22 protein-coding genes are annotated in these 22125 nt (G+C 67.0%); 9 read left to right on the forward strand and 13 right to left on the reverse strand.

From position 1 onward, the window contains the following. Positions 1-19: 19 nt before the first annotated feature. The gene (locus NMI01S_RS12555; RefSeq protein ID WP_062996767.1) at positions 20-1183 is read right to left on the reverse strand and encodes an acyl-CoA dehydrogenase family protein; all 1164 of its coding nucleotides are present in this window, start codon (positions 1181-1183) and stop codon (positions 20-22) included. Between the two features lie 85 nt (positions 1184-1268). Beyond that, positions 1269-2477 carry an acetyl-CoA C-acetyltransferase gene (locus NMI01S_RS12560; protein WP_062997035.1) on the reverse strand — a complete coding sequence of 403 codons (1209 nt, stop codon included), beginning with the start codon at positions 2475-2477 and terminating at the stop codon, positions 1269-1271. A gap of 144 nt (positions 2478-2621) precedes the next feature. Between NMI01S_RS12560 and NMI01S_RS12565 the strand changes: the two genes are divergently transcribed. From NMI01S_RS12565 to NMI01S_RS12590, 6 genes are all read left to right on the forward strand, one after another. Then, positions 2622-3785 carry an acyl-CoA dehydrogenase family protein gene (locus NMI01S_RS12565; protein WP_062997037.1) on the forward strand — a complete coding sequence of 388 codons (1164 nt, stop codon included), beginning with the start codon at positions 2622-2624 and terminating at the stop codon, positions 3783-3785. Continuing rightward, a complete protein-coding gene (locus NMI01S_RS12570; RefSeq protein WP_062996769.1) occupies positions 3782-4636 on the forward strand; it encodes an HpcH/HpaI aldolase/citrate lyase family protein in 855 nt (284 codons plus the stop codon). Before NMI01S_RS12565 ends, NMI01S_RS12570 begins: the two co-directional genes overlap by 4 nt. A gap of 24 nt (positions 4637-4660) precedes the next feature. Beyond that, positions 4661-5407, forward strand: coding sequence for a 3-oxoacyl-ACP reductase FabG (gene fabG / locus NMI01S_RS12575; RefSeq protein WP_062996771.1), 747 nt, complete (start codon positions 4661-4663; stop codon positions 5405-5407). Continuing rightward, entirely contained in the window at positions 5407-6276 is an 870-nt protein-coding gene (locus tag NMI01S_RS12580; protein WP_062996773.1) for an HTD2 family dehydratase, read from the forward strand. Before fabG ends, NMI01S_RS12580 begins: the two co-directional genes overlap by 1 nt. An 8-nt stretch (positions 6277-6284) precedes the next feature. Further along, positions 6285-6737: a MaoC family dehydratase gene (locus NMI01S_RS12585; RefSeq protein ID WP_062996775.1), complete on the forward strand. Its 453-nt coding sequence runs from the start codon at positions 6285-6287 to the stop codon at positions 6735-6737. 176 nt (positions 6738-6913) lie between these two features. Next, entirely contained in the window at positions 6914-7612 is a 699-nt protein-coding gene (locus NMI01S_RS12590; RefSeq protein ID WP_062996777.1) for a GntR family transcriptional regulator, read from the forward strand. A gap of 89 nt (positions 7613-7701) precedes the next feature. Here NMI01S_RS12590 and NMI01S_RS12595 read toward each other — a convergent pair whose 3' ends face one another. Together NMI01S_RS12595 and NMI01S_RS12600 are read right to left on the reverse strand one after the other, a co-directional pair. Then, positions 7702-8589: an HpcH/HpaI aldolase/citrate lyase family protein gene (locus NMI01S_RS12595; RefSeq protein ID WP_062996779.1), complete on the reverse strand. Its 888-nt coding sequence runs from the start codon at positions 8587-8589 to the stop codon at positions 7702-7704. Positions 8590-8614: 25 nt separating this feature from the next. Next, positions 8615-9409: an enoyl-CoA hydratase/isomerase family protein gene (locus tag NMI01S_RS12600; RefSeq protein ID WP_062997039.1), complete on the reverse strand. Its 795-nt coding sequence runs from the start codon at positions 9407-9409 to the stop codon at positions 8615-8617. 224 nt (positions 9410-9633) lie between these two features. Here NMI01S_RS12600 and NMI01S_RS12605 point away from each other — a divergent pair, with 224 nt between their 5' ends. Then, positions 9634-10449 (forward strand): acyl-CoA thioesterase domain-containing protein, encoded by an 816-nt coding sequence (locus tag NMI01S_RS12605; RefSeq protein ID WP_062996781.1) that lies wholly within the window; start codon positions 9634-9636, stop codon positions 10447-10449. A 10-nt stretch (positions 10450-10459) separates the two neighbouring features. Next, a complete protein-coding gene (locus NMI01S_RS12610) occupies positions 10460-10744 on the forward strand; it encodes a WhiB family transcriptional regulator (RefSeq protein WP_062996783.1) in 285 nt (94 codons plus the stop codon). Between the two features lie 57 nt (positions 10745-10801). On the opposite strand, the gene NMI01S_RS12615 is transcribed toward NMI01S_RS12610, so the two are convergent. The 9 genes from NMI01S_RS12615 to NMI01S_RS12655 all read right to left on the reverse strand — a co-directional run bounded on the left by NMI01S_RS12615 (position 10802) and on the right by NMI01S_RS12655 (position 20363). After that, entirely contained in the window at positions 10802-11416 is a 615-nt protein-coding gene (locus NMI01S_RS12615) for a TenA family protein (protein WP_062996785.1), read from the reverse strand. An 88-nt stretch (positions 11417-11504) separates the two neighbouring features. Continuing rightward, a complete protein-coding gene (locus NMI01S_RS12620) occupies positions 11505-12218 on the reverse strand; it encodes a GntR family transcriptional regulator (protein ID WP_062996787.1) in 714 nt (237 codons plus the stop codon). Between the two features lie 72 nt (positions 12219-12290). Next, positions 12291-13436, reverse strand: coding sequence for a CaiB/BaiF CoA transferase family protein (locus NMI01S_RS12625; protein WP_062996789.1), 1146 nt, complete (start codon positions 13434-13436; stop codon positions 12291-12293). Next, positions 13433-14602: a CaiB/BaiF CoA transferase family protein gene (locus NMI01S_RS12630; RefSeq protein ID WP_062996791.1), complete on the reverse strand. Its 1170-nt coding sequence runs from the start codon at positions 14600-14602 to the stop codon at positions 13433-13435. Before NMI01S_RS12630 ends, NMI01S_RS12625 begins: the two co-directional genes overlap by 4 nt. A gap of 93 nt (positions 14603-14695) precedes the next feature. Then, positions 14696-15859, reverse strand: coding sequence for an acyl-CoA dehydrogenase family protein (locus tag NMI01S_RS12635; RefSeq protein WP_062996793.1), 1164 nt, complete (start codon positions 15857-15859; stop codon positions 14696-14698). After that, positions 15856-17757 carry an AMP-binding protein gene (locus tag NMI01S_RS12640; protein ID WP_245716831.1) on the reverse strand — a complete coding sequence of 634 codons (1902 nt, stop codon included), beginning with the start codon at positions 17755-17757 and terminating at the stop codon, positions 15856-15858. Before NMI01S_RS12640 ends, NMI01S_RS12635 begins: the two co-directional genes overlap by 4 nt. Positions 17758-17839: 82 nt before the next feature. Next, on the reverse strand, positions 17840-18316 hold the full coding sequence (locus NMI01S_RS12645; RefSeq protein ID WP_062996797.1) for a MaoC family dehydratase: 477 nt from the start codon (positions 18314-18316) through the stop codon (positions 17840-17842). 123 nt (positions 18317-18439) lie between these two features. Then, positions 18440-19114, reverse strand: coding sequence for a nitroreductase (locus tag NMI01S_RS12650; protein WP_062997041.1), 675 nt, complete (start codon positions 19112-19114; stop codon positions 18440-18442). Positions 19115-19190: 76 nt separating this feature from the next. Continuing rightward, positions 19191-20363, reverse strand: a complete 1173-nt coding sequence (locus tag NMI01S_RS12655) for a CaiB/BaiF CoA transferase family protein (protein WP_062996799.1) — start codon at positions 20361-20363, stop codon at positions 19191-19193. Positions 20364-20638: 275 nt separating this feature from the next. Here NMI01S_RS12655 and NMI01S_RS12660 point away from each other — a divergent pair, with 275 nt between their 5' ends. After that, positions 20639-22120, forward strand: a complete 1482-nt coding sequence (locus tag NMI01S_RS12660; protein WP_062996801.1) for an aldehyde dehydrogenase — start codon at positions 20639-20641, stop codon at positions 22118-22120. Positions 22121-22125 lie beyond the last annotated feature (5 nt).

Consider the following 22125-nt stretch of genomic DNA (forward strand, 5'->3'; position numbering starts at 1 on the left):
GACCGAGCTTCCGTCGATCTCAGCCTCGGTCGGTCACCTTGTTGCGCGAGATCAACTGCGCCGCAATAACATTGCGCTGGATTTCGTTGGTGCCCTCGCCGAGGATCATCAGCGGGGCGTCGCGGAAGTAGCGTTCGACCTCGTATTCCTTGGAGAAGCCGTAGCCGCCGTGCACGCGCATGGCGTCGAGGGCCACTTCCATGGCGGCCTCGGAGGCGAACAGTTTCGCCATGCCGGCTTCCATATCGGCGCGCAGGCCCTGGTCGATGCGGTCGGCGGCATCGGCGGTGAGCAGGCGCGCGGCCTGAACCTTGGTGACCATGTCGGCCAGGTGAATGCCGACGGCCTGATGCTGCCAGATCGGCTTACCGAACGATTCGCGCTGCTGGGCGTAGGCGGTCGCGTCGGCGAGCGCGGCCTGCGCCACGCCGACGGCGCGGGAGGCGACCTGCACGCGCCCGACCTCCAGGCCACGCATCATGTGGTTCCAGCCCACGCCGGGCGTGCCGCCCAGGATCGACGAGCTCGGCACGCGCATATTGTCGAAGACCAGCTCACAGGCTTCCACACCACGGTATCCGAGCTTGGGCAACTTCTTCGAGATGATCATGCCCTCACCCGGCTCGACCAGCACCACGCTCATACCCTTGTGCGTGGGCGTGGCATCGCGGTCGGTGATGCACAGCAGGCCGATCAGGCCGGAGTGCGCCGCGTTGGAGATCCAGGTCTTGCTGCCGTTGATCACCAGATCGTCACCGTCGGCGCGCGCGTAGGTACGCATGCCCTGTAGGTCACTGCCGCCGCTGGGTTCGGTGAGCGCCATGGTCGCGCGGATCTCGCCGGTCGCCATCTTCGGCAGGAATGTCGCCTTCTGCTCGTCGGTGCCGAAGGTCCGCACCAGATACGAGATCACCGAATGGCCGCCGATCGCGCCGGCCATACTCATCCAGCCCCGTGCCAGCTCCTCGGTGACTCGCGCGAAACAGGCTGTGCTGACCTCGATTCCGCCGAACTCCGACGGAACCAGCAGACCGAAACAGCCGAGCTCCTTCATCTCGTCGATCAGCTCACCGGGGTAGATATCGTCGGCTTCGAACTCCCGCACCCGAGGCCGGACCTTCTCGTCGACGAACTTGCCGACCAGGGCAACGATCTCCTGCTCGTCAGGATTAAGGGTGGTCATCGTTCTCCTTCGCGCCGATGAGAGGTCGTCCGGACCGCATCAGCAAGAATTATATATTTTATTTCCACAGCCTACAAGACGGCCGTCAGACCGCTTCCACGGTTGCTGCGAGTCCCTGACCACCGCCGATGCACATGGTGGCCAGCCCCTTGCCGCCGCCGCGGCGATGCAGTTCGTGCAGCAGGGTGGTCACCATCCGCATACCCGTCGCACCGATCGGATGTCCGAGCGAGATACCGGAGCCGTTGACATTGAGCCGATCGTGATCGCGCCAGCCCCAGCCTTCCAGCACCGCGAGCACCTGCACCGCGAACGCCTCGTTCAACTCGACCAGATCGAGTCCGTTCAGCAACTGCTGGGTGTCGATACCTTGGCGCGCAGCGAGTTTCGCGACCGCCGGCACCGGCCCGATACCCATCCGCGACGGATCGCAGCCCGCCGCGGCCCAGCCGTCGAGATATCCGATCGGGGTCAGGCCCAGCTCCTCGAGCCGGTCCTCGGCCACCACCAGGCAGGCCGAGGCGGCATCGTTCTGCTGGCTGGCGTTTCCGGCGGTCACCGTGCCGCCGGGCTGGATCGAGCGCAGCTTGGCGAGGGTTTCGGTGGTGCTGTCGGGCCGCACCCCCTCATCGGTGGCGAAGATCCGCGGCTCGCCGCGACGCTGCGGCACCGAGACCGGAACCACCTCGTCGTCGAACCGGCCGTTCTTCCACGCCGCCGCGGCACGCTGATGGCTGCGCGCGGCATAGGCGTCGGCGCTCTCTCGATCGATCTTGTAGTCGTTCGCCAGATTCTCGGCCGTCTCGATCATCCCGGAGATCCGGCCGAACCGTTCCTCCGGCTGCGACCGCTCGCGTCCCCGGTCGAGCCGATCATAGAGCGACACCGTGCCCGCGCGCGCACCCCAGCGCGTGGCGGTCGAGTAGTACTCGATCCGGCTCATCGACTCCACGCCGCCGGCCAGCACCACATCGGCGGCACCGGTCTGCACCATCATGGCGGCGGTCACCAGCGCCTGCAGCCCACCGCCGCAGCGCCGATCCAGCTGCATACCGGGCACACCGATCGGCAGCCCGGCGTGCAGCGCCACCCAGCGGCCCACGCACGGCACCTCGGAGTTGGCATAGGACTGCGCGAACACCACGTCATCGATACGCTCGGGGTCGACGCCGGAGCGCGCGACCACCTCACGCACGACGGTCGCCGCCAGATCCTCCACCGCGACGTCGCGCAGGGCACCACCGAAGGTCCCCACGGGAGTCCGCAGCGGATCCACGATCGCGACTCGCCGCAGATATTGCTGTTTCGACACCGTTGCCTCACCTGTTCCGATCGTATTGGCTTGTGGCGGCCATCGGTCCGCCGCGCGTCCGATGACGCTTGCCTGGCATACATTTTATATAATATTCTTCGACCAGACCAGAGGACGGTGATCGAAATGCCCGAGGTGGGCCCCGAGGACTTCAGCGCGATCCTCGCACACGTGCGCGAATTCGTTCGAACGAAGGTCGTGCCGCGCGAACAGGAGATCATGGAGGCCGACGCCATCCCCGACGACCTGCGCAAGCAGGCCGCCGAGATGGGACTGTTCGGCTATGCGATCCCGCAGCAGTGGGGCGGGCTCGGGCTGGATCTGACCCAGGATGTCGAGCTGGCGATGGAATTCGGCTACACCTCGCTGTCGTTGCGCTCGATGTTCGGCACCAACAACGGCATCGCCGGCCAGGTGCTGGTGAACTTCGGCACCGACGAGCAGCGCTCGCAATGGCTCGAGCGCATCGCCTCCGGCGAGGTGGTGGCCTCCTTCGCGCTGACCGAACCGGGCGCGGGCTCGAACCCGGCGGGTCTGCGCACGAAAGCCGTTCGCGACGGCGATGATTGGGTGATCGACGGCCAGAAGCGCTTCATCACCAACGCGCCGATCGCCGATTTGTTCGTCGTCTTCGCCCGCACCCGCCCCGCCGACGAATCCGGCCCGGGCATCGCGGTCTTCCTGGTTCCCGCCGACACACCCGGCCTCGAGATCGGCGTCAAGGACAAGAAGATGGGCCAGGAAGGCGCCTGGACCGCCGATGTGGTGTTCTCCGGGGTGCGCGTCCCCGCCTCCGCCCTGGTGGGCGGCTCGGAAGATGTCGGCTACAAGGCGGCGATGACCTCGTTGGCGCGTGGCCGCGTCCACATCGCCGCGCTCGCCGTCGGTTCGGCGCAGCGCGCGCTCGACGAATCGGTCTCCTATGCCGCCTCCGCGACCCAGGGTGGTCGCCCGATCGGCGAATTCCAGCTGGTGCAGGCCATGATCGCCGATCAGCAGACCGGTGTGATGGCCGGAAGGGCATTGGTGCGCGAGGCAGCCGCCCGCTACGTCAGCGGTGAGGACCGGCGCATCGGGCCCTCGGCGGCGAAGCTGTTCTGCACCGAAATGGTCGGCAAGGTGGCCGATCTGGCCGTTCAGATTCACGGTGGGACCGGGTATATGCGCGAGGTCCCGGTGGAGCGCATCTACCGCGATGTCCGGTTGCTGCGCCTGTACGAGGGCACCAGTGAAATTCAGCGCCTGATCATCGGCGGCGGGCTGATCCGCGAGGCAGGGAAGCGCACATGACCGCAGCCCGACACGATTCACTCGGCGTGGCGACCGGATCCGCGGCGGTCGACACCGCAGCGACATGGTTGTTCGTGCCCGGTGACCGACCGGACCGGTTCGCCAAAGCGCAGACGGCCGGCGCGGATCTGGTCGTGCTGGACCTCGAGGATGCGGTCGCGCCCGATCGCAAGGACGAGGCGCGTGACTACGTACACCAATGGCTCGCCGGCGGAAACCGGAGTGCGGTGCGCATCAACGCGGCCGGAACCCAGTGGTACGCGGACGATCTCGCCATGCTGGCGCAACACCGTGCCATCGTGATGATCCCCAAGGCCGAGGAGCCCGGCGCGCTGCTGAATGCCGCAGCGGGACTGGACTCCCCTCTCTTCATCGCGCTGATCGAAACCGCGCGCGGTGTGCTGAACGCGGCGGCGCTCGCCGAGACCCCCGAGGTCCGACGCCTCGCCATCGGCACATTCGACCTGGCCGCCCAACTCGGCATCGACCCGGCCGACCGCGAAGCACTGGCGGCCGCTCGCAGCGCCCTGGCGCTCGCCTCGGCGGCGGCCGGCCTGTCCGGGCCGATCGACGGTGTCACCGGCAGTATCGACGAACCCGAGATCCTGATCTCGGACGTGAACTACGCCCGCCGCCTCGGATTCGCGGGCAAGCTCTGCATCCATCCCCGGCAGGTGGTGACGGCGGCTGCCGCGCTGCGTCCGAGCGCCGACGAAATCCGCTGGGCCACTTCGGTGGTGGAGGCGACCACGGCCGAGGGCGTCGCCGCCCTCAACGGGCAGATGATCGACAAGCCAGTCGTGGATCGCGCCCACCGCATCCTGCTACAGGCGGGCACTCCCCGCTCCTGACGTCCCGATGAAACGGAGTCCGACATGTCCCAACCCTTGCTGCACAACCGCACCGCCGTCATCACCGGCGCCGCCCAGGGCATCGGCTATGCCATCGCGGAGACGTTCATCGCCGAGGGCGCCCGGGTCGTGCTGGGCGACCTCGATGCCGACACGGTGAAGCAGGCCGCCGAACGCCTCGGCGGACCGGACAAGGCCATCGGCGTCCGCTGCAACGTCACCGAATCCGCCGATGTCGATGCCCTGCTGCAGGCCGCCGTGGACACCTACGACAGCCTCGACATCATGGTCAACAACGCCGGTATCACCCGTGACGCCACCATGCGCACCATGACCGAAGAGCAGTTCGACCAGGTCATCTCGGTGCACCTCAAGGGCACCTGGAACGGCACCCGCAAGGCGGCGGCGATCATGCGCGAGCGCAAACGCGGCGCGATCGTGAACCTCTCGTCGCTGTCGGGCAAGGTCGGACTGGTCGGGCAGACCAACTACTCCGCCGCCAAAGCCGGAATCGTCGGGCTGTCCAAGGCGGCCGCGAAAGAGGTGGCCCACCACGGCATCCGGATCAACGCCATCCAGCCGGGCTTGATCCGTACCCCCATGACCGAGGCCATGCCGGAGAAGGTGTGGGAGCAGAAGATGGCCGAGATCCCGATGGGACGCGCCGGTGAGGTTAGCGAGATCGCCTCGGTGGCACTGTTTCTCGCCTCCGATCTGTCGTCGTACATGACCGGCACCGTGCTCGAGGTCACCGGCGGAAGGTTCATGTAGTGGCCGAGTGGGAACCGCATACCGTCACCACCGAGGAGATCATCGAACCGGGTCCCGTCGCGACTCTGGCGTCGCTGTTCGACGACGGCCTGCCGACCCCCGGCCCCGGTGACGAACTACCGCCGATGTGGCATTGGGTGGCTTTGCCGCGGTGGCCGGTCTCGTCGCTGATCGGCACCGACGGGCATCCCGTGCGCGGTAGTTTCCTGCCGCCCGTCGATCTGCCGCGGCGCATGTTCGCCGGCGGAGAGGTTGCCTGGCACAGCGAAATTCACGTCGGCGAGACCGTCCGGCGGGTGTCACGAGTGGAGTCGGTGACCGAGAAGTCGGGGCGCTCCGGAAAACTCGTCGTCGTGGTCGTGTCGACGCGGCTGTATCGCGACGGCGGCGAACTGGCACTCGAGGAGCGTCAGGACCTCATCTACCGCGAGGCCGGCACCGGCTCCACCGCCGAGGCGCCGGTCGCCGACGCCGCCGCGTTGACACCGGTCGGCAGCCCGCTGCACCGCAGCACGGACACGGTGTGGGACTTCGCGACCGATCCGACCCTGCTCATGCGGTTCTCCGCGGCCACCGCCAACGCCCACCGCATCCACTACGACTGGCCCTACGCCACCCGGGTAGAGGGCTATCCGGGATTGGTGGTGCACGGGCCGCTGATCACCCTCGCGGCGGCCGAAGTTCGCCGCCTGGCGAGTGCGCCCGGGCGCCCGGCGCGCCTGCGCCACCGCAACCGCGCTCCCCTGTTCTGCGCGCAGAACGCGCAGTTCCGGACCCAGCGCGACGAGAAGGCGCTGCGGGTCGAACTGCTCGGCCCCGGCGGCGAGACGGCCGGGCCGAACGCCACCGTCGAATTCGACCTCGGATAAGGAAACTTATGGTCCGCACATTCACCGACCTCGATCAGCTCCGTGCCGCCCTGGGCGAACAGCTGGGCCCGAGTGAGACCGTGGTCGTCGACCAAGCTCGTATCGACGCCTTCGCCGAGGCGACCGGGGATCACCAGTGGATCCACGTCGACCCGGCGCGCGCCGCGACGGGCCCGTTCGGCCGCACCATCGCGCACGGATATCTGACCCTGTCGCTGCTGCCGCAGTTCGGACAGCAGTTGTTCGCACTCGAATTCGGCACGGCCCGAGTCAATTACGGTGTCGACAAGGTCCGCTTCCCGGCGCCCGTGCCGGTGGACTCGGCGCTGCACTGCACCGCGACGTTCACCGATCTGCGCGACACCGACGCCGGCGCCATCCTCACCACGCGCTACGTGGTGCAGGCCGTCGACGCGGCCAAACCGGCCTGCGTCGCGGATACGTTGGTGCTGTTGACCTGACAGGGACCGTGGCGGCCCACCCTGGCGGGACCGAGGGCCCCGTACGAGGCGAACTCGTGCGGGGCTCTCGTCGTATTCGGGGCGGTGGCGGCGCGGACAGGCGATAACTTGTCAAATCTTATATATTATGTATTAGAGCGCCGATTCTGTGCGCACACCCGACAGGGAGGCGAGGCGTGGCCGACAACGTGATCCGGATCCGCGGCAACGGCGGCCGGCAGCAGCTGCCCGACGAGGTGGCGTCCTATGTGCGCGAGTTGATCATGTCCGGACAGGTGCGCCCGGGGGAATTCCTGCGAATGGAACCGATCGCCGAAGCGGTGGGAGTCAGCAACACACCGGTGCGTGAGGGGCTGCTCTCGCTGCGCAGTGAGGGTTTCGTCGAGTTGGTGCCACGGCGCGGGTTCGTCGTGGCGCCGGTCACCCAGCAGGATGTGCACGACTTGTTCTGGGCGCAGGCACAATTCGCGGCAGAGCTGGCCGCCCGCGCCGCGGCGACGATCACCGCCGAGCAGATCGGCGAACTCGAGGCGATCAATGCCCGCCTCGACGAAGCGATCGCCGCGGACGATCGCGACGGCATCGCCGTGCACGGCCACGAATTTCATCGCCACATCAATCTGGCCGCGAACTCCCACCGTCTGACCCTGCTGCTGGGTTCGGTCGTCCGGCATCTGCCGAACCGCTTCTACGCCTCATTGGAGGGCAGATTGGCCGCCATCGGCAACGACCATCCGCAGATGATCGAGGCGCTGCGCGAGCGTGACACCGACCGGGTCCGCGAATTGACGGAAAAGCACATCCTCGACGGCGCCAAGGGCGTGCTCGGGATGTTGGAGCGCGGCGGGCCCTGGCCCGTCCCCGAAAGCACCTAGTCGGCGTATGCGTACGACCGGACATGTGAAACCGGCTCCGGAGAGCGAACTCCCGGAGCCGGTCGTGTCGAACCCGTTGCGGTGGTTCGCTATACGCCGATCGCGTCGGCCAGTTCGATGACGGCCTCGGCGGTCTTCACATGCGCCAGATCGATGTGCACGCCCTCGAAATCGACGGCACCGCTGCCGGCGGCCTCCGCGGCGCGGAATGCCGCGATCATACGGCGGTAGTGATCGACCGTCTCCTGCGAGGGTGTGAACACCTCATTGGAGATGGCGATGTGCGAGGGATGGATGCACACCATGCCCCGGAAACCCAGCCGCCGCGAATCCTCGGCGAAACGCCGGAAGCCGTCGAGATCCTTGATGTCCTGCCACACACCGGTGACCGGATGAGTCTGACCGGCCGCACGCGCCGCGACCACGATGCGGCTGCGCTGGTACAGCGTCTCCAGGCCCTCGAGGGTGAATTCGAAGCCCAGTTCGCGGCCGACATCGGCATTCGGACCGGTCGCACCCAGCAGGCTCCACACCCGCGGGCAGGCCGCCGCGATCTCCTCACAGTGCGCTACGGATACCGCGGTCTCGAAGCTGATGATCAGACCGACCGAACCGGGCTCGAGTCCCTCCCGCTCCTCGATATGCGAGACCACCGCGTCGATGCGGCGCACCTCTTCGGCGTTGTAGACCTTCGGCAGGAACAGCCCGGCCACACCCGGCACGATCACGGCCTCGGCGTCGGCGCCGAAATGCCCGCTGTCGTAGCTGTTGGGACGCACCCACACATCCGGGCGCACATTCTGCTCTCGCAGGCGGCCCAGAGTCTCACGCACGGTGACGCGGGCGGCGGCCTTGTCGGCCGCCGGGACCGAATCCTCCAGATCGAGGATCAGCGCGTCGGTTCCGGCGGCGACCGCCTTCTCCGCCCAGGTCGGTTTGTGCCCGGGCACGAACAGCATCGAGCGATACGGCTTCACAGTTCTTCTCCTTGTTCGGGTTTGCTCAAAACCGGGGGCTGCGGCGCTCGAGATGAGAGGCCAGGCCCTCTCGCACCTCCGGGCCGCCGAAGCCGTAGAACTCCAGCGCCAGGGAAGCATCGAAGATGGATCCGGCGACCTGGCGATACCAGTTGTTCAGCGACTGCTTGGTCCAGCGGATCGCGGTCGGCGCGCCGGCGGCCAGTTCACGGGCCACCTCCCGCGCGGTCGGCAGCAGCTCGTCGTCGGCGTCGACACACAGCGAGACCAGACCGATGCGCTCGGCCTCCTCGCCGGACAGCGGGCGGCAGGTCATCAGGTAGTACTTGGCCTTGGCCATCCCGCACAGCAGCGGCCAGCAGATCGCGGCGTGGTCGCCCGCGGCGACGCCCAGACGGGTGTGGCCGTCGATGATCTTCGCGGTCCTGGTGGTCACCGAGACGTCGGCGAGTACCGCGGCGACGAGTCCGGCGCCGACCGCGGGGCCGTGGATCGCGGAGACGATGGGCTTGGTGCAGTCGAGGACGTTGTAGACCAGATCGCGCGCCTCGCGCATCACCCGGGTGCGGACCTCGTAGTCGTCACGCATCCGCTCGACCATCGAAAAGGCGCCGCCCGCCGAGAGCCCCTTGCCCTCACCCCGGATCACCACAGCCTTGACCTCGGGATCGGCGTCGAATTCGCGCCAGACCTCCGCCAGATCGGCGTGAGCGCCCTCGCTCACCGCGTTCAGGTTGGGGGCGTCGAACACCAGCTCGGCGACTCCGGCATCGTCGGGCCCGTCCACCCGCAGGTGTTCGAAGCGCGCGTAGCGACTCATGTTCATCCTTCCGTGACGACCGGGATACCCAATCCAATAAAAACATTATATATTAAGTACTGCAAGCCTATCGCGTCGCCGATTCGGGTACCGCTGCCCGAACCGGCGAACGCCCGCTGTCGCGTGACACGACCGATTCGTCCCCGGAACACCTTTCACTCGGGACTGGTCGGCACATCGCCGCTGCGCCGCAACGGTTTTCGAGCAGGAAGGGAGCTACGCGGATGGATCGAGCGTTCTTCCGGGTGAAATACGCGGATACCGAGGAATTACATCCCGAACCGTGCGCGGCCAGCGGATGGGGAACCGAGCACATGCGTGGTCTGGCCGTCAGCGGCGCGCTGGCGCGGGAAGCCGAACGGACGATCGACACGATCGGACACCATGATCTGCGGCCGGTGCGATGGACCGTGGACCTGTTCCGGCCCGCGAAGATGCGGCCCTCGGTGACCTCGGCGACCGTCGTGCGCGACGGACCACGACTGTGCCTGATCGATGCGGTGCTGAACCAAGACGGGCAGCCGGTCGCGCGGGCGAGCGCGCTGTATCTACGACCGAGTGCGACACCGGACGGGACGGTCTGGTCCGGCGGCGCCTCCCCCACCCCACCGGAGGCTCGCACACCGCCGCCGGATCGGGAGCGCCTGTATTTCGACCCCGGCCGCGGCTGGGGTGAATGGACCGAGGGCTTCCAGCACAGCGAACGTAAACAGATCTGGCACTTCCCGATTCCCGTCGTGGAAGGCGAAACCGTGACACCGTTCCAGCTGGCCGCCTCGGTCGCCGATGTGACGAATTTGATCGCCAACCTGGGCAGTGCGGGCCTGGAATACATCAACCCGGACGTCACGCTGGCCATCGCGCGGCTTCCGGAATCCACCGGCCTGGGCCTGGCACTCACCGAGCGAGTGGAGCAGCAGGGCCTGGCGGTCGGCACCGCGGTCGTCTTCGATCGCCGCGGCGTCCTCGGCTCCGTCACCGCTTCCGCCCTGGCCAATGCCCAACGCACCGTAGGGCGCTACGCACTGCGCCGACTCTGAAGGACCACCGTTGGCCCGCGAGAAACCCCTCGACCTCCCACCGCCGCACACCGAGGCCTGGGACTGGCAACTACACGCCGCCTGCCGCACCGCCGACGTGAACATCTTCTATACCGACGACGCACCCGAGCCCGCCAAGCGCGTATGTGCTCGCTGCCCGGTACTCACCCGCTGCCGCGATCACGCCATCACCTCCCATGAACCCCACGGGATTTGGGGTGGTCTGACGCCGGGCGAACGGATGGAGTACCGCTGGGCTCGTCGCCGGAATCTCTCGAATCGGCGCACGGCATAGTTCCCGGCGGCTCGACGTGTACCGGCCACGCAGTCCGCGCCCATGACGATCACCGCATCACGCCGCCGCCGGGACATCCCAGAACTCGAGCTCGAACCGAAGACCCTGCCGGAACAGGCGTTCCGCGCGGGCGGGGTCGACGACGACCTCGTCGAGCATCCGAGCACAGCGGCGAGTCGATGCCGCGAATTCCGGATCGGCGTAGGTCTGGATCCATCGCCGATAGCGCGGCTCGTCCGGCATGGTCCGTGCCAGGATCGCACCGAGCGTTGAATAGCCCCACATGCACGGGTACAGCGCCGCCAGACCGTCGGCGTAGGACGCCGCCGAATCCAGCAGGAAGGCCGAATACTCCGCGCACGTCTCGCCTTTCGTCGCACCGTCGAGATCGGCTCCGAATTCGGCCGCCAGCGAGCGATGCAACGACAACTCGTCGTGATAGGTCGCGTGTGCCAGATCCACGAGATCGCCCAGCTGGGACGCCGGCGCCTGCCAGGCGAGTCGCGCGAAAACCCGGACGTAATCGAGCAGGAAGAGATAGTCCTGCTCGAGCCAGGCCCGGAAGACCTGTTCCGGAAGATCACCCCGGGCGATACCGGCCACGGTGGGGTGCGCGAGCTGTTGCCGGAGCAGGGGCAGCCCGATTTCTTCGAGATGCGTCGAAAGGCTCATCCGTCGAGTCAATCAGCCGGCGGCGTCGGGCCGACCTCGAGCTCCCCCGACCGGATTTCTCGTCGCCTCGGCAGACAGACCGGTCGCGCTAGGCGGTGGACTTCTCTTCCTCGGCCCACAGGCCCTGTGCCTCCAACATGGACACCAACTCGTCAGCGCCTTCCATGATGTGATCGCGCATCAAGGTGCTGACGGCCTTACCGCGGCGTTTCTGCAGCGCTTCCAGGATCGCCGGATGCTGCTTCATCGTGTCGGCGCTGTGGCCTTCGATGTCGTTGTAGAAGCGGTTGGGCAGCTGGCGCACGATCGAGCGCAGCAACATCGCCAGGCGGCGGGAGTCGGCGGCCAGGTTGATCGTGCGATGGAATTCGTGTCCGAGTTTCACCACCAGATCCGGGTTGTCACCGCTCGCTACCGCCTCGGCGTGGCGAGCGTTGACATCGGCGAGATGATCGAGCTGGCTCGGGGTGATCAATTTCGCTGCGCGCCCGGCCAATTCGGCGGCCAGCGCCGCCTGCGCCCAGAAGATGTCGCGCACATCCTGGCGGCTGAATGCCGAGACCATGAAGCCCCGCCGCGGGACGAGTTCGACGAATCCCTCTCCGCTGAGCAGCAGCAATCCCTCGCGCACGGGAGTGTTGCTCACGCCGACCGCTTCCGCGATCGGTTCGGTCCGCAGAAAATCCCCCGGCCGAACCCGTCCCGAGATGATCAGTTCACGAACATAGCTGGCGACGTCCTCCGACAGCTGCTGACGCTGGGAATTCGAGCTGCGCGGTAAGCTCCGCGACGTCGGTTCCATGAACCCGGTCCTTTCCGGTCGGCACTTTCATGCATTATGCCTCATACTTTCCGGAGTGACAGGTCCGGTAGGTCAGTGCGCAGCGCCGAATTCCTTGCGGATGGCCTCGGTATCGGCCCCCAGTTCCGGCACACTCCCCGACCGCGCCGGCCAGTCCCGCGCCAGCGCCGGCGGCAACAGCGCGGGCAACGGGCCCGCGGGTGAATCGACCTCACGCCAGCGATCACGCTCGGCCAGCTGTGGATGTTCGGCCAGCTCCCGCACACCGTTGAGCCGGGCATTTCCGATCCCGGCCGCATCGGCCAGCCGCTGAATATCGGCCAGATTCCGCTGTGCGCACCACGCCCCGACGATCTCGTCCAATTCGTCGCGATGGGCGACCCGATCGTGGTTGTGCCGGTACCGCGACTCCTCCGCGAGATCGGGACGACCGAGCAGATCCGTTGTGAGACGGCGCCATTCGCGATCGCTGGTGGTTCCGAGCACGGCGGTCTGCCCGTCGGCGGTCGGGTAGGCGCCGTACGGGGCGATCATCGGCGAGCCCATCCCGACCGGTTCGGGTTCGGTCCCGGCATGAATCACCTGATTCAGCGCGAAACCCATCATCTCCGCGACCACATCGAGCATGGCGATCGGGATCAACGCGCCACGGCCCGTGTGTTCACGGTGGTAGAGCGCCGCGAGTACGGCGGAGTAGGCGTAGAGCGCGGTCCCCACATCGGCGACCGGGATCCCGGGTTTGGCGGGAGCACCGGGTGTTCCGGTAATCGAGCACGAACCGCCTTCGGCCTGGATCAGCAGGTCGTAGGCGCGTTTGTGGTCCAGCGGCCCGCCCCGGCCGTAGCCGGAGATGTCGACGACGATCAGCCGCGGGTAGCGTTCGAGCAATTGCTCGGGCTCGAATCCGAGACGGCCCAGCGCGCCCGGACCGAGATTGGATACCAGCACATCGGCCTGTGCGAGGAGACCGGCGAACACCTCGAGATCCTCGGCCGCGGTCAGGTCGAGCGCCGCGGATTCCTTACCGTGGTTGAGCCACACGAAGTGGGCGGCCATCCCTTTGACGACCCGGTCGTAGTGGCGCGTCGAATCGCCGAAGCCGGGCTGCTCGACCTTGATCACCCGGGCGCCGAGATCGGCGAGGTGCCGAGTGCACAGGGGCGCCGAGATGGCCTGCTCCAAACCGACAACGGTAATTCCGGACAGTGGGGCGGTCACCGCTTCTCCTCCGATACTGCTTGTGCGGCAGCGTATTCGCCGTCCGGTGGGGTCCCGGTCCACGCGGCGATCAGCTCGGCCACCTCGAGCTGCTCGGTTCGCGGCACCGAGGGGGCGCGAGCCGGGGTGCGGCTCAGCCGCGGGGCCGGAGCCGGTTGCAGGACGCCGTGCACGCGATGGAACAGCTCGCGCTCGGCATTGTGCGGATCATCGGCGGCCTCGTCGAAGCGCAGCACGGGGGTGACACACGCGTCGGTGCCCTCGTAGATTCCGGCCCATTCCGCACGAGTCCGGGTCGCGACGGTGGCGGCGATCAGCTCACGCAGCCGCGGCCAGTGTTCCCGATCGTCCTGAGCGGGCCACTGTGTGGTGTCGACGCCCAGCCGGGACAGGAATTCGGCATAGAAGTCGGGCTCGAGCGCGCCGACCGCGATGTAGTTGCCGTCGGCGCACTCGTAGGTGTCGTAGAACGGCGCGCCGGAGTCCAGGTAATTGGTGCCGGGTTCATCGGAATAGAGCCCGGCCGCGCGCAGACCCTGCAGTTTCGCGGTCAGCAGCGCCACCCCGTCGATCATGGCGGCGTCGACGACTTGCCCGCGCCCGGACTTCCACGCCTCGAGCAGCGCGCAGACGATGCCGAAGGCGCCGATCGCCGCCCCGCCGGCGTAGTCGCCGAGCAGGTTGATCGGCGGCCGCGGCGCCTCGCCCACTCGCGCCATCGCGTGCAGTGCGCCGGTTTGCGCGACGTAGTTGATGTCGTGTCCGGCTTCGGTGGCGAGCGGGCCGTTCTGGCCGTATCCGGTCAGCCGGGTGTAGACGATCTCCGGGTTGCGCGCGCACACGACGTCCGGGCCCAGCCCGAGCCTTTCGGCCACCCCGGGCCGATATCCCTCGATGAAGACATCCGCTCCCGCGACCAGTCGCAACACGTTCTCGACACCGTCAGGATCCTTGAGGTCCACCGCGATCGCCTCACCACCGCGATTGACGACGTCGAATTCCTCGCGCAGCCCGTCCGTCTGGCTCAGCGCCCGCGCGGACCGATGCGACGGGCGCACCACCCGTACCACCTGGGCGCCCATATCCGCCAGCAACATTCCGACGAAGGGCACCGGGCCCATCCCGGCCAGGACCAGCACCCGAACTCCGGCCAGCGGTCCGCTCATCACCACACACTCCTGTTTCGTTGGAAGACGACGCCGGCCGCGACCTGTGACTGACGGCGGCCGGCGTCGTGCCCGAGATCCCTGCAGGGGTGATCAGTAGGACCTCGGGAGTCCTAGTACCTGCTGCGAGATGTAGTTACGCACCATCTCCTGCGAGAAGGGCGCGTTGCGCAGCAGGCGAACCTCACGCCACAGCCGTTCGACGTGGTATTCCTTCGAGTAGGCGTACCCACCGAAGGTCGACAGCGCGCGGTCGCACGCCTCGAAACCCGCTTCGGCGCCCAGGTATTTCGCGGCCGCGGCTTCCTTACCGCACGGTTTGTGCGCCTCGAACAGTTCGGCGGCGTGCATGCAGACGCGTTCGGCGGCTTCGAGCCTGATCCAGGAATCGGCCAGCGGGTGCGCGACGGCCTGGTTCTTGCCGATGGGCCGGTCGAACACCACGCGGTCCTTGGCGTACTGGGTCGCGAGCTCCAGACCGGCGCGGCCCAGGCCCACACCTTCCAGGCCGACCACGATGCGCTCCGGATTCAGACCGTCGATCAGATATTTGAAACCCTGACCGACTTCGCCGATCACCTCGTCGTCGCGGACCTCGAGGTTGTCGATGAACAGCTCGTTGGAGTCGATCGCCGAGCGGCCCAGCTTCTCGATCTCGCGCACGGTGATCTTGCTGCGATCCAGATCGGTGAAGAACAGGGTGATGCCGTCGAGCGGCTTGGCCTCGTCACGGGGCGAGGTGCGCGCCACGATGAGAATCTTGTGCGCGTTCTGGGCATTGGTGATGAACACCTTCTGCCCGTTGATCACCCAGCCGCCCTCGGTCTTGGTGGCCTTGGTACGGATCCGCGAAGTGTCCACGCCCGCAGTGGGTTCGGTGACGGCGAAGGCCATCAGGATTTCACCGGAGGCCAGCTTCGGCAGCCATTCGCGCTTCATCTCCTCCGAGCCGTAGCGCAGGATCGGCGCCGGCGGGAAGACGTAGAAATGAATGGCCGAACCACCGCTCATTCCCGCTCCGGAGGCGGCGACCTCCTGCAGCATGATGCCGGCCTCGGTCAGGCCCAGCCCCAGGCCGCCGTACTCCTCGGGAATCATGACGCCGAGCCACCCGGCGGCGGCGAAGGCCTTGACGAATTCCCAGGGGTATTCGCCCTTCTTGTCCTTCTCACGCCAGTAGTCGTAGCCGAATTTGCGCGCCAGTTCGCGGGTGTTCTGGCGAACCAGTTCCAGATCGTCTGCGTCGGTGAGTGTCACTGTTGGTCTCCTGATCGGGTCGGGATGCCGTCGATAGGCGTGGCGGGATCCAGGGACGACAGATCCCCTTGCGCGAGGCCGAGATAGCGCGAGCGGATGGCGCGTCGCATGATCTTGCCGTTCTTGGTTTTCGGAAGTGCTTGCACCACATGCAAACTCGGAGCGAACGAGCGGCCGATGTTGTGGACGGCGGTGGTCTTCAGGTCTTCGTGATCGGTATCGGCGCCGGTCACCACGAAGGCGACGACCCGCTGGCCCCGCTGCGGATCGGGCTCACCGATGACGGCGGCCTCGACGATGCGGCGATCCTTCAGCAGCGCCGCCTCGATCTCGGCGGGACCGACGCGACGGCCGGAGACCTTGATGGTGTCGTCGGAGCGGCCGTGGATATGCCAGATTCCGTCCTCGTCGACGGCAGCCAGGTCGCCGTGCACCCAGACGTCTTCCCAACGGCTCCAATAGGTTTCGAGATACCGTTCGCGGTCCTGCCAGAACGCGTGCGTCATGCCGGGGAAGGTGTTGAGCACCGCGAGTTCGCCGACCTCGCCGACCACCGGCTTTCCGTCACCGTCCAGGACGGCCATATCCGCACCGATCAGCGGCGCGTTGAAGGAGGCGGGGTCGATCGGCAGGAACGGGTAGGCGACCAGGAGTCCGCCACCCACCTCGGTGCCGCCACTGAAGTTGACGATCGGCCGCGTGGAGCCGCCGACGGTCTCGAACAGCCAGCGCCAGGTCGGTTCGTCCCACGCCTCACCCGTCGATACGAAGGTTCGCAACGTGTCCAGACCGGCTGGGGCGCCGTCGGTTCGGGCCATGACCAGCCGCATCGCGGTGGGCGCCACACCCTGTACGGTGACGCCGTTGCGGTCGATGATCTCCCACATCCTGGTGGGCGCGGGATGATCGGGCACGCCTTCGGTGAAGACGACGGTGGCGCCGAGCTGCAGCCCGCCCGCGACCAGCATCGGCCCGACGAGCCAGCCCATATCCGAGATCCAGGCGATCACGTCGTCGTCGTGCACGTCGAAGCTGTAGCCGAAGTCGACAGCGGTTTTCACCGCGAACCCGGCGTGCGAGTGCACGATGCCCTTGGGGCGGCCGGTGGTTCCGGAGGTGTAGACGATGGTCAGCGGGTCATTGGATTCGACCTGCACCGTCTGCACCGGTTGCGGGTTGTCCGGCAGTTCGTCCCAGTAGATGTCCCGGCCGTCGCGCATCTCGACCTCGTTGTCGAGATGACGGACCACCACGCTGTGACGGACGGACGGGGCCGACTGCAGGGCTTCGTCGGCAGTTTCCTTGAGCGGCACCACTTTTCCGCGGCGCGTCGTTGCGTCGGCGGTGATCAGCAGGACCGCTTCGGAGTCCTGGAGCCGTGCGGCGAGAGCTTCCGGGCCGTAGCCGGTGAAGGCCGGGACCGAGATCGCGCCGATCATCGCGCAGGACAGGAACGCCACGATGGTTTCGGGCACGACGGGTGCGAACAGCACCACTCGGTCGCCCTGCGAAACACCCAGCGCGGCAAGGTGTGCCGCGAACCGCCGCACCTGCGCGTCGAGTTCGGCATAGGTCAGTGTCCGGCGGGTTCCGTTGTCACCCTCGTAGACCACCGCGGTCTTGTCCGCGAACGGTCCGGCGGCGTGCCGGTGCGCGCACAGGGTGGCGAGGTTGAGTCGTCCGCCCGGGAACCAGCGCGGAAAGGGGGTGCCGGCGCTGTCGTCGAGGACCCGCTCGAACGGTTCGGCGAATTCGATGCCGAGATCGTCGATCGCGGCCCGCCAGAACCATTCCGGATCATCGATCGACGCCCGGTGCAGCGCCGCGAGGCTGCCGTACCCCCACGTCGTCATCGCCGTCAACAGGCGACTGCGGGCACGCACGTCGTCGGTGGGCATCCATACCGACGGTCGGGTCGAATCGGCGGGACCTGGTCCTCGCATCGGGCACATCCTTTCTGAGCGCGACTGGTCTTCGGATTCAGGACGCGGTCGCGGGCTCCGGCACGGCGGAGCGCTTGAGCATCAGGCCGGCGCGCAGGCAGTCGCAGACGACCTCGTCGCGCTGGTTGATGCCCTGGTGCCGGAAGTTGACGATGCCGGAATCGTTGCGGCTCTTGGATTCCCGCTTGCTCACGATCTCGGTCCGTACCCGGATGGTGTCGCCGTGGAAGACCGGCGCCGGGAACTTCACCTCCTGGAAGCCGAGGTTGCCCAGGGTGGTGCCCAGAGTGGTGTCGGGAACGGTGATACCCGAGACGAGCCCGAGGATGAACAGGCTGTTGACCAGACGCTGGCCGTGGATGGAGTTCTTGGAGTACTCGGCGTCCAGATGCAACGGTGCGACGTTGAGGGTCAGCGTGCTGAACAGGACGTTGTCGGTCTCGGTCACCGTGCGCCGCGTCGGGTGCTCGATGACGGTTCCGGGTTCGAACTCCTCGAAGTAGAGGCCGGGCATGGCGAGTCCTTTCGGTTCGATGTGGGTGCTTCCCCGGTTTCCCGCGGTCGAACCCAGCTTACAACATTATATATTATATTGGAACATCGTTCCGGGTCACTTTCCCCGAAATCGCCTCGCGGACTAGTCCCGCCAGGTCACGACCTCCTCCAGCGGGGCGCGGGCGGTGCGATAACTGTTGGCGGGGTGGTCGAGGTCGGGATAGCCGAAGGAGATGCCGACGACGATCTTGCGGTCGTCGGGAATGGCGAAGTAGTCGCGGATGAACGGCGAATACTGCGCCAGCGCCGCCTGCGCGAGAGAGGCGATTCCCATACTGTGCGCGGCGAGCAACAGCGTCCCGACATACAGGCCGGTATCGACCGCGCCGTAGACACCCTGTTCGGCATCGGTGGTGAGGATCGCGACGTGCGGGGCGCCGAAGAAGCGGAAGTTCTCGAATGCCTGTCGCGCCGAAGCCTCGCGATCGCCGCGCCGCACCCCCACCGCCTCGTACAATTGCCAGCCGCTGGCGCGCCGGCGCTCGCGATACACGCCGCGATATTCCGTGGGCGCGGCGAAATCGAAGTGGAGTGCGTTGTGGTCGCGTGCGTGGCTACTGAGCGCTTCGCGGAATCGGTCGGTGGCCGCCCCGGAGGTGACGATGGCCTGCCAGGGCTGGGTATTGCACCACGACGCCGAGCTCTGGGCGAGGGCGAAAAGGCGCTCGATATCGCCTCGGGGCACCTGGCGCGCCTCATAGGCGCGGCAGCTCCACCGCGAATCCAGCAGCTTCTCCAACTCCGCGGAGCCGTCCATTCTCACGAGGTCTCCGTCCGCACGATCGCTCGACATACACACACTCACTGTTGTTGAAAGACAGGAATTTTCGGTATCAGTCCTCGGCGTAGAGCACCTTGGCCTCGACCAGTTCCGCGATCCGCTCGGGCGAATACACTTCCGCGGCGACATCGCGGCTGTGCGCACCGACCCGGGGTGCGGTGCCCGGCCGATCCGGCCGCTCGCCGTCGAACTTCCACGGTGGGCGCATCAGCGCCAGCCCGTCGGACTGTTTCTCCACCAGTTCCAGCCACTTCACCTGCTCGTGTTCGAGATAACCTGTCATCGAGAGCACGGGCGCGAAGGGCACATCGGCGGCGGTCAGGACCCGCTCCCAATGCTCGACGGGTTTGCGCGCGAATTCCGCGGCGACGATCGGCGCCAGCTCGAAGTAGTTGGCCTCGCGCGGCCGGTACTCGGCGAAGCGCGGATCCTCGGCAAGATCCAGCCGATCCATGGCGGTGCACAGCGCGCGCCAGAACTTCTGCGACGAGGACAGGTGAATCGCCAGGAACTCGCCGGAGGCGGTCTCGACACAGAAGTTCTGCGCCTGCGGATGGCGGCTCTGCCGGCTCGGATCGGCACCCAGTTCGAAGGATTGGGTGATGCCGTCGACGGTCAGGCAGCTGACCGCCTCCATGATCGAGGTCTCCACATGCTGCGGCGCGCCCGTCTTCAACCGGCCCACCAAGGCGGCCAGCACGCCGGTAGCCGTGCTCAGGCCGGTGACCAGGTCGGCGCTCAGCCCGCCGGCCAGCTGCGGATGCCCGGCATCGCCGAACAGGGAGTACAGGCCACCGAAGGCATGTCCGATCGTGTCGTAGGCCGGACGGTTGGCCAAGGGGCCACCACCGCCGAAGCCGGTGACCGAGCCGTAGACGATATCGGGTCGCAACGCCCGGCAGTCCTCCGGACCGAGTCCCATCGCCGCCAGCTTGCCGGGGCGCAGATTCTCGAGGATCACGTCGAAACGCGGCACCAGCGCCTTGACCAGGGCGACTCCCTCGGGCTTCTTCAAATCGACGGACACGCTGCGCTTACCGGTGTTGTACTGCCGGAAGTAGGGGCTGCCATCGTTCTGTAAGCGCCGGAAGTCCTCGCCGACCACGGGCTTTTCAACCTTCACCACCTCCGCTCCCAGCGCGCACAGGATGGATGTGGCGAACGGCAGGGAAATGTAACCCCCGACCTCCAGGATCCGGATCCCGTCGAGCGGCTTGTGCTGCATGTCATGCCTCCAGACTATGTTCGCTTTAATATAATATATTGTTTCGAGACTCGGTAGAGGCTCCCCTGAACTCGCGACGTCTCCCCCAGTTGAGCGGCGACGGTCGGGTTCACCGCGACGATCCGATGCCCGACCTCGAGTAGCCGAGTCAGCATCATATACTTTGTATTATCCGGATCACATGGGCCATCTGCCGTGCCCCACATCACCTCGCGCGATCCAGGTCCGCACCACGCCGCTTCTGCGGCGCTCGCGCGCAGTACAAGGAGTCAGTAATGAGCCGACAGGCAGCCGTCCGGCAGGCGCCGTACGACAAGTTGTTCATCGACGGCGGCTGGGTCGCGCCCGCGTCGGAGCGGATCATCGACGTGATCTCCCCCGCCACCGAGGAGATCATCGCGCGGGTCCCCGAGGGCGTGGAGGCCGATATCGACGCCGCGGTCGGTGCCGCGCGCCGCGCCTTCGACTCCGGCCCCTGGGGGCGGAGCGATCTCGCCGAGCGCATGGCGGTGCTGAGCAAACTCAGCGCGCAGTTCGCCGACCGGGCCGAGGAGATCGCTCAATTGGTCAGCGCCGAGATGGGTTGTCCCATTTCGCTGTCGAACACCATGCAGGCGATCGGCCCGCGACTGCTCCTGGACGCGTTCCTGGACCTGGCCGCGTCCTATCCGTGGACCGACACCCGGCGCTCTGCGACCGGAAACGCCCTGGTCACCCGGGAAGCGGTCGGAGTCGTCGCGGCGATCGTGCCGTGGAACGCACCGCTGCTCACCACCATGATCAAGATCGCTCCGGCACTCCTGGCCGGATGCACCGTCGTGCACAAACCGGCACCGGAAACTCCGCTGTCGGCCTATCTGCTGGCAGAGATGCTGCAGGAGGCGGGCCTGCCCAGTGGGGTGTTCAATATCGTCCCCGCCGGCCGCGCGGTGAGCGAACATCTGGTGTGCCACCCCGGGGTGGACAAGGTCTCGTTCACCGGATCCACCGGAGCGGGCCGGCGTATCGCCTCGCTGTGCGGTCACGATCTGCGACGGGTGACCCTGGAACTGGGCGGAAAGTCCGCAGCCGTGCTGCTCGACGATGCCGACTTCGACGTCGTCCTCCCCGCCATCCGCGCATTGTCACTGCGCAACAGCGGCCAGGTCTGCAGCAACAAGACCCGCATCGTGGTGCCGCGCTCGCGCCGCGACGAACTGATCGACCGGATGGTCGCGATGATCGAATCCATGCCCGTCGGTGATCCCTTCGATCCGGCCACCGAAATCGGCCCGATGGTCAGCGCGACCCATCGCGCCCGCGTCGAGGGATATATCAACGGCGCCAAGGCATCCGGCGCGAATCTCGTCATCGGCGGCGGCCGCCCCACCGGTCTGGACCGCGGGTGGTATGTCGAGCCGACCGTCTTCGCCGATGTCGATCCGGCGGCGAAGATCGCGCAGGAAGAGGTCTTCGGCCCGGTGCTGACGGTGCACACCTACGACACCGAGACCGAGGCGATCGCTATCGCCAACAACTCCGAATACGGGCTCAACGGTTCGGTCTTCGCCGCCGACCCCGAACGCGCGCTGGCGGTCGCGCGTCGAATCCGCACCGGCACAGTCGAAGTCAACGGCAACGGGGTCGGCTTCCACGCCCCGATCGGCGGATTCAAGAACAGCGGGATCGGCCGCGAGGCCGGACCGGAGGGCTTCGACGCCTACGTCGAGATCAAGTCCTACGGCCTGCCGCAGCCGCTGCTGGACACCCTGGCCTGACCCGA

It is taken from the genome of Nocardia mikamii NBRC 108933 (assembly GCF_001613505.1).
Taxonomy (GTDB): domain Bacteria; phylum Actinomycetota; class Actinomycetes; order Mycobacteriales; family Mycobacteriaceae; genus Nocardia; species Nocardia mikamii.

What these genes read in the sequence shown, in the direction of transcription:
- NMI01S_RS12555 (WP_062996767.1), bottom strand. Translation starts at nt 1,183, where the DNA reads ATGACCACCCTTAATCCTGACGAGCAGGAGATCGTTGCCCTGGTCGGC.
- NMI01S_RS12565 (WP_062997037.1), top strand. Translation starts at nt 2,622, where the DNA reads ATGCCCGAGGTGGGCCCCGAGGACTTCAGCGCGATCCTCGCACACGTG.
- NMI01S_RS12570 (WP_062996769.1), top strand. Translation starts at nt 3,782, where the DNA reads ATGACCGCAGCCCGACACGATTCACTCGGCGTGGCGACCGGATCCGCG.
- fabG (WP_062996771.1), top strand. Translation starts at nt 4,661, where the DNA reads ATGTCCCAACCCTTGCTGCACAACCGCACCGCCGTCATCACCGGCGCC.
- NMI01S_RS12585 (WP_062996775.1), top strand. Translation starts at nt 6,285, where the DNA reads ATGGTCCGCACATTCACCGACCTCGATCAGCTCCGTGCCGCCCTGGGC.
- NMI01S_RS12600 (WP_062997039.1), bottom strand. Translation starts at nt 9,409, where the DNA reads ATGAGTCGCTACGCGCGCTTCGAACACCTGCGGGTGGACGGGCCCGAC.
- NMI01S_RS12605 (WP_062996781.1), top strand. Translation starts at nt 9,634, where the DNA reads ATGGATCGAGCGTTCTTCCGGGTGAAATACGCGGATACCGAGGAATTA.
- NMI01S_RS12615 (WP_062996785.1), bottom strand. Translation starts at nt 11,416, where the DNA reads ATGAGCCTTTCGACGCATCTCGAAGAAATCGGGCTGCCCCTGCTCCGG.
- NMI01S_RS12620 (WP_062996787.1), bottom strand. Translation starts at nt 12,218, where the DNA reads ATGGAACCGACGTCGCGGAGCTTACCGCGCAGCTCGAATTCCCAGCGT.
- NMI01S_RS12630 (WP_062996791.1), bottom strand. Translation starts at nt 14,602, where the DNA reads ATGAGCGGACCGCTGGCCGGAGTTCGGGTGCTGGTCCTGGCCGGGATG.
- NMI01S_RS12640 (WP_245716831.1), bottom strand. Translation starts at nt 17,757, where the DNA reads ATGCCCACCGACGACGTGCGTGCCCGCAGTCGCCTGTTGACGGCGATG.
- NMI01S_RS12645 (WP_062996797.1), bottom strand. Translation starts at nt 18,316, where the DNA reads ATGCCCGGCCTCTACTTCGAGGAGTTCGAACCCGGAACCGTCATCGAG.
- NMI01S_RS12650 (WP_062997041.1), bottom strand. Translation starts at nt 19,114, where the DNA reads ATGGACGGCTCCGCGGAGTTGGAGAAGCTGCTGGATTCGCGGTGGAGC.
- NMI01S_RS12655 (WP_062996799.1), bottom strand. Translation starts at nt 20,363, where the DNA reads ATGCAGCACAAGCCGCTCGACGGGATCCGGATCCTGGAGGTCGGGGGT.
- NMI01S_RS12660 (WP_062996801.1), top strand. Translation starts at nt 20,639, where the DNA reads ATGAGCCGACAGGCAGCCGTCCGGCAGGCGCCGTACGACAAGTTGTTC.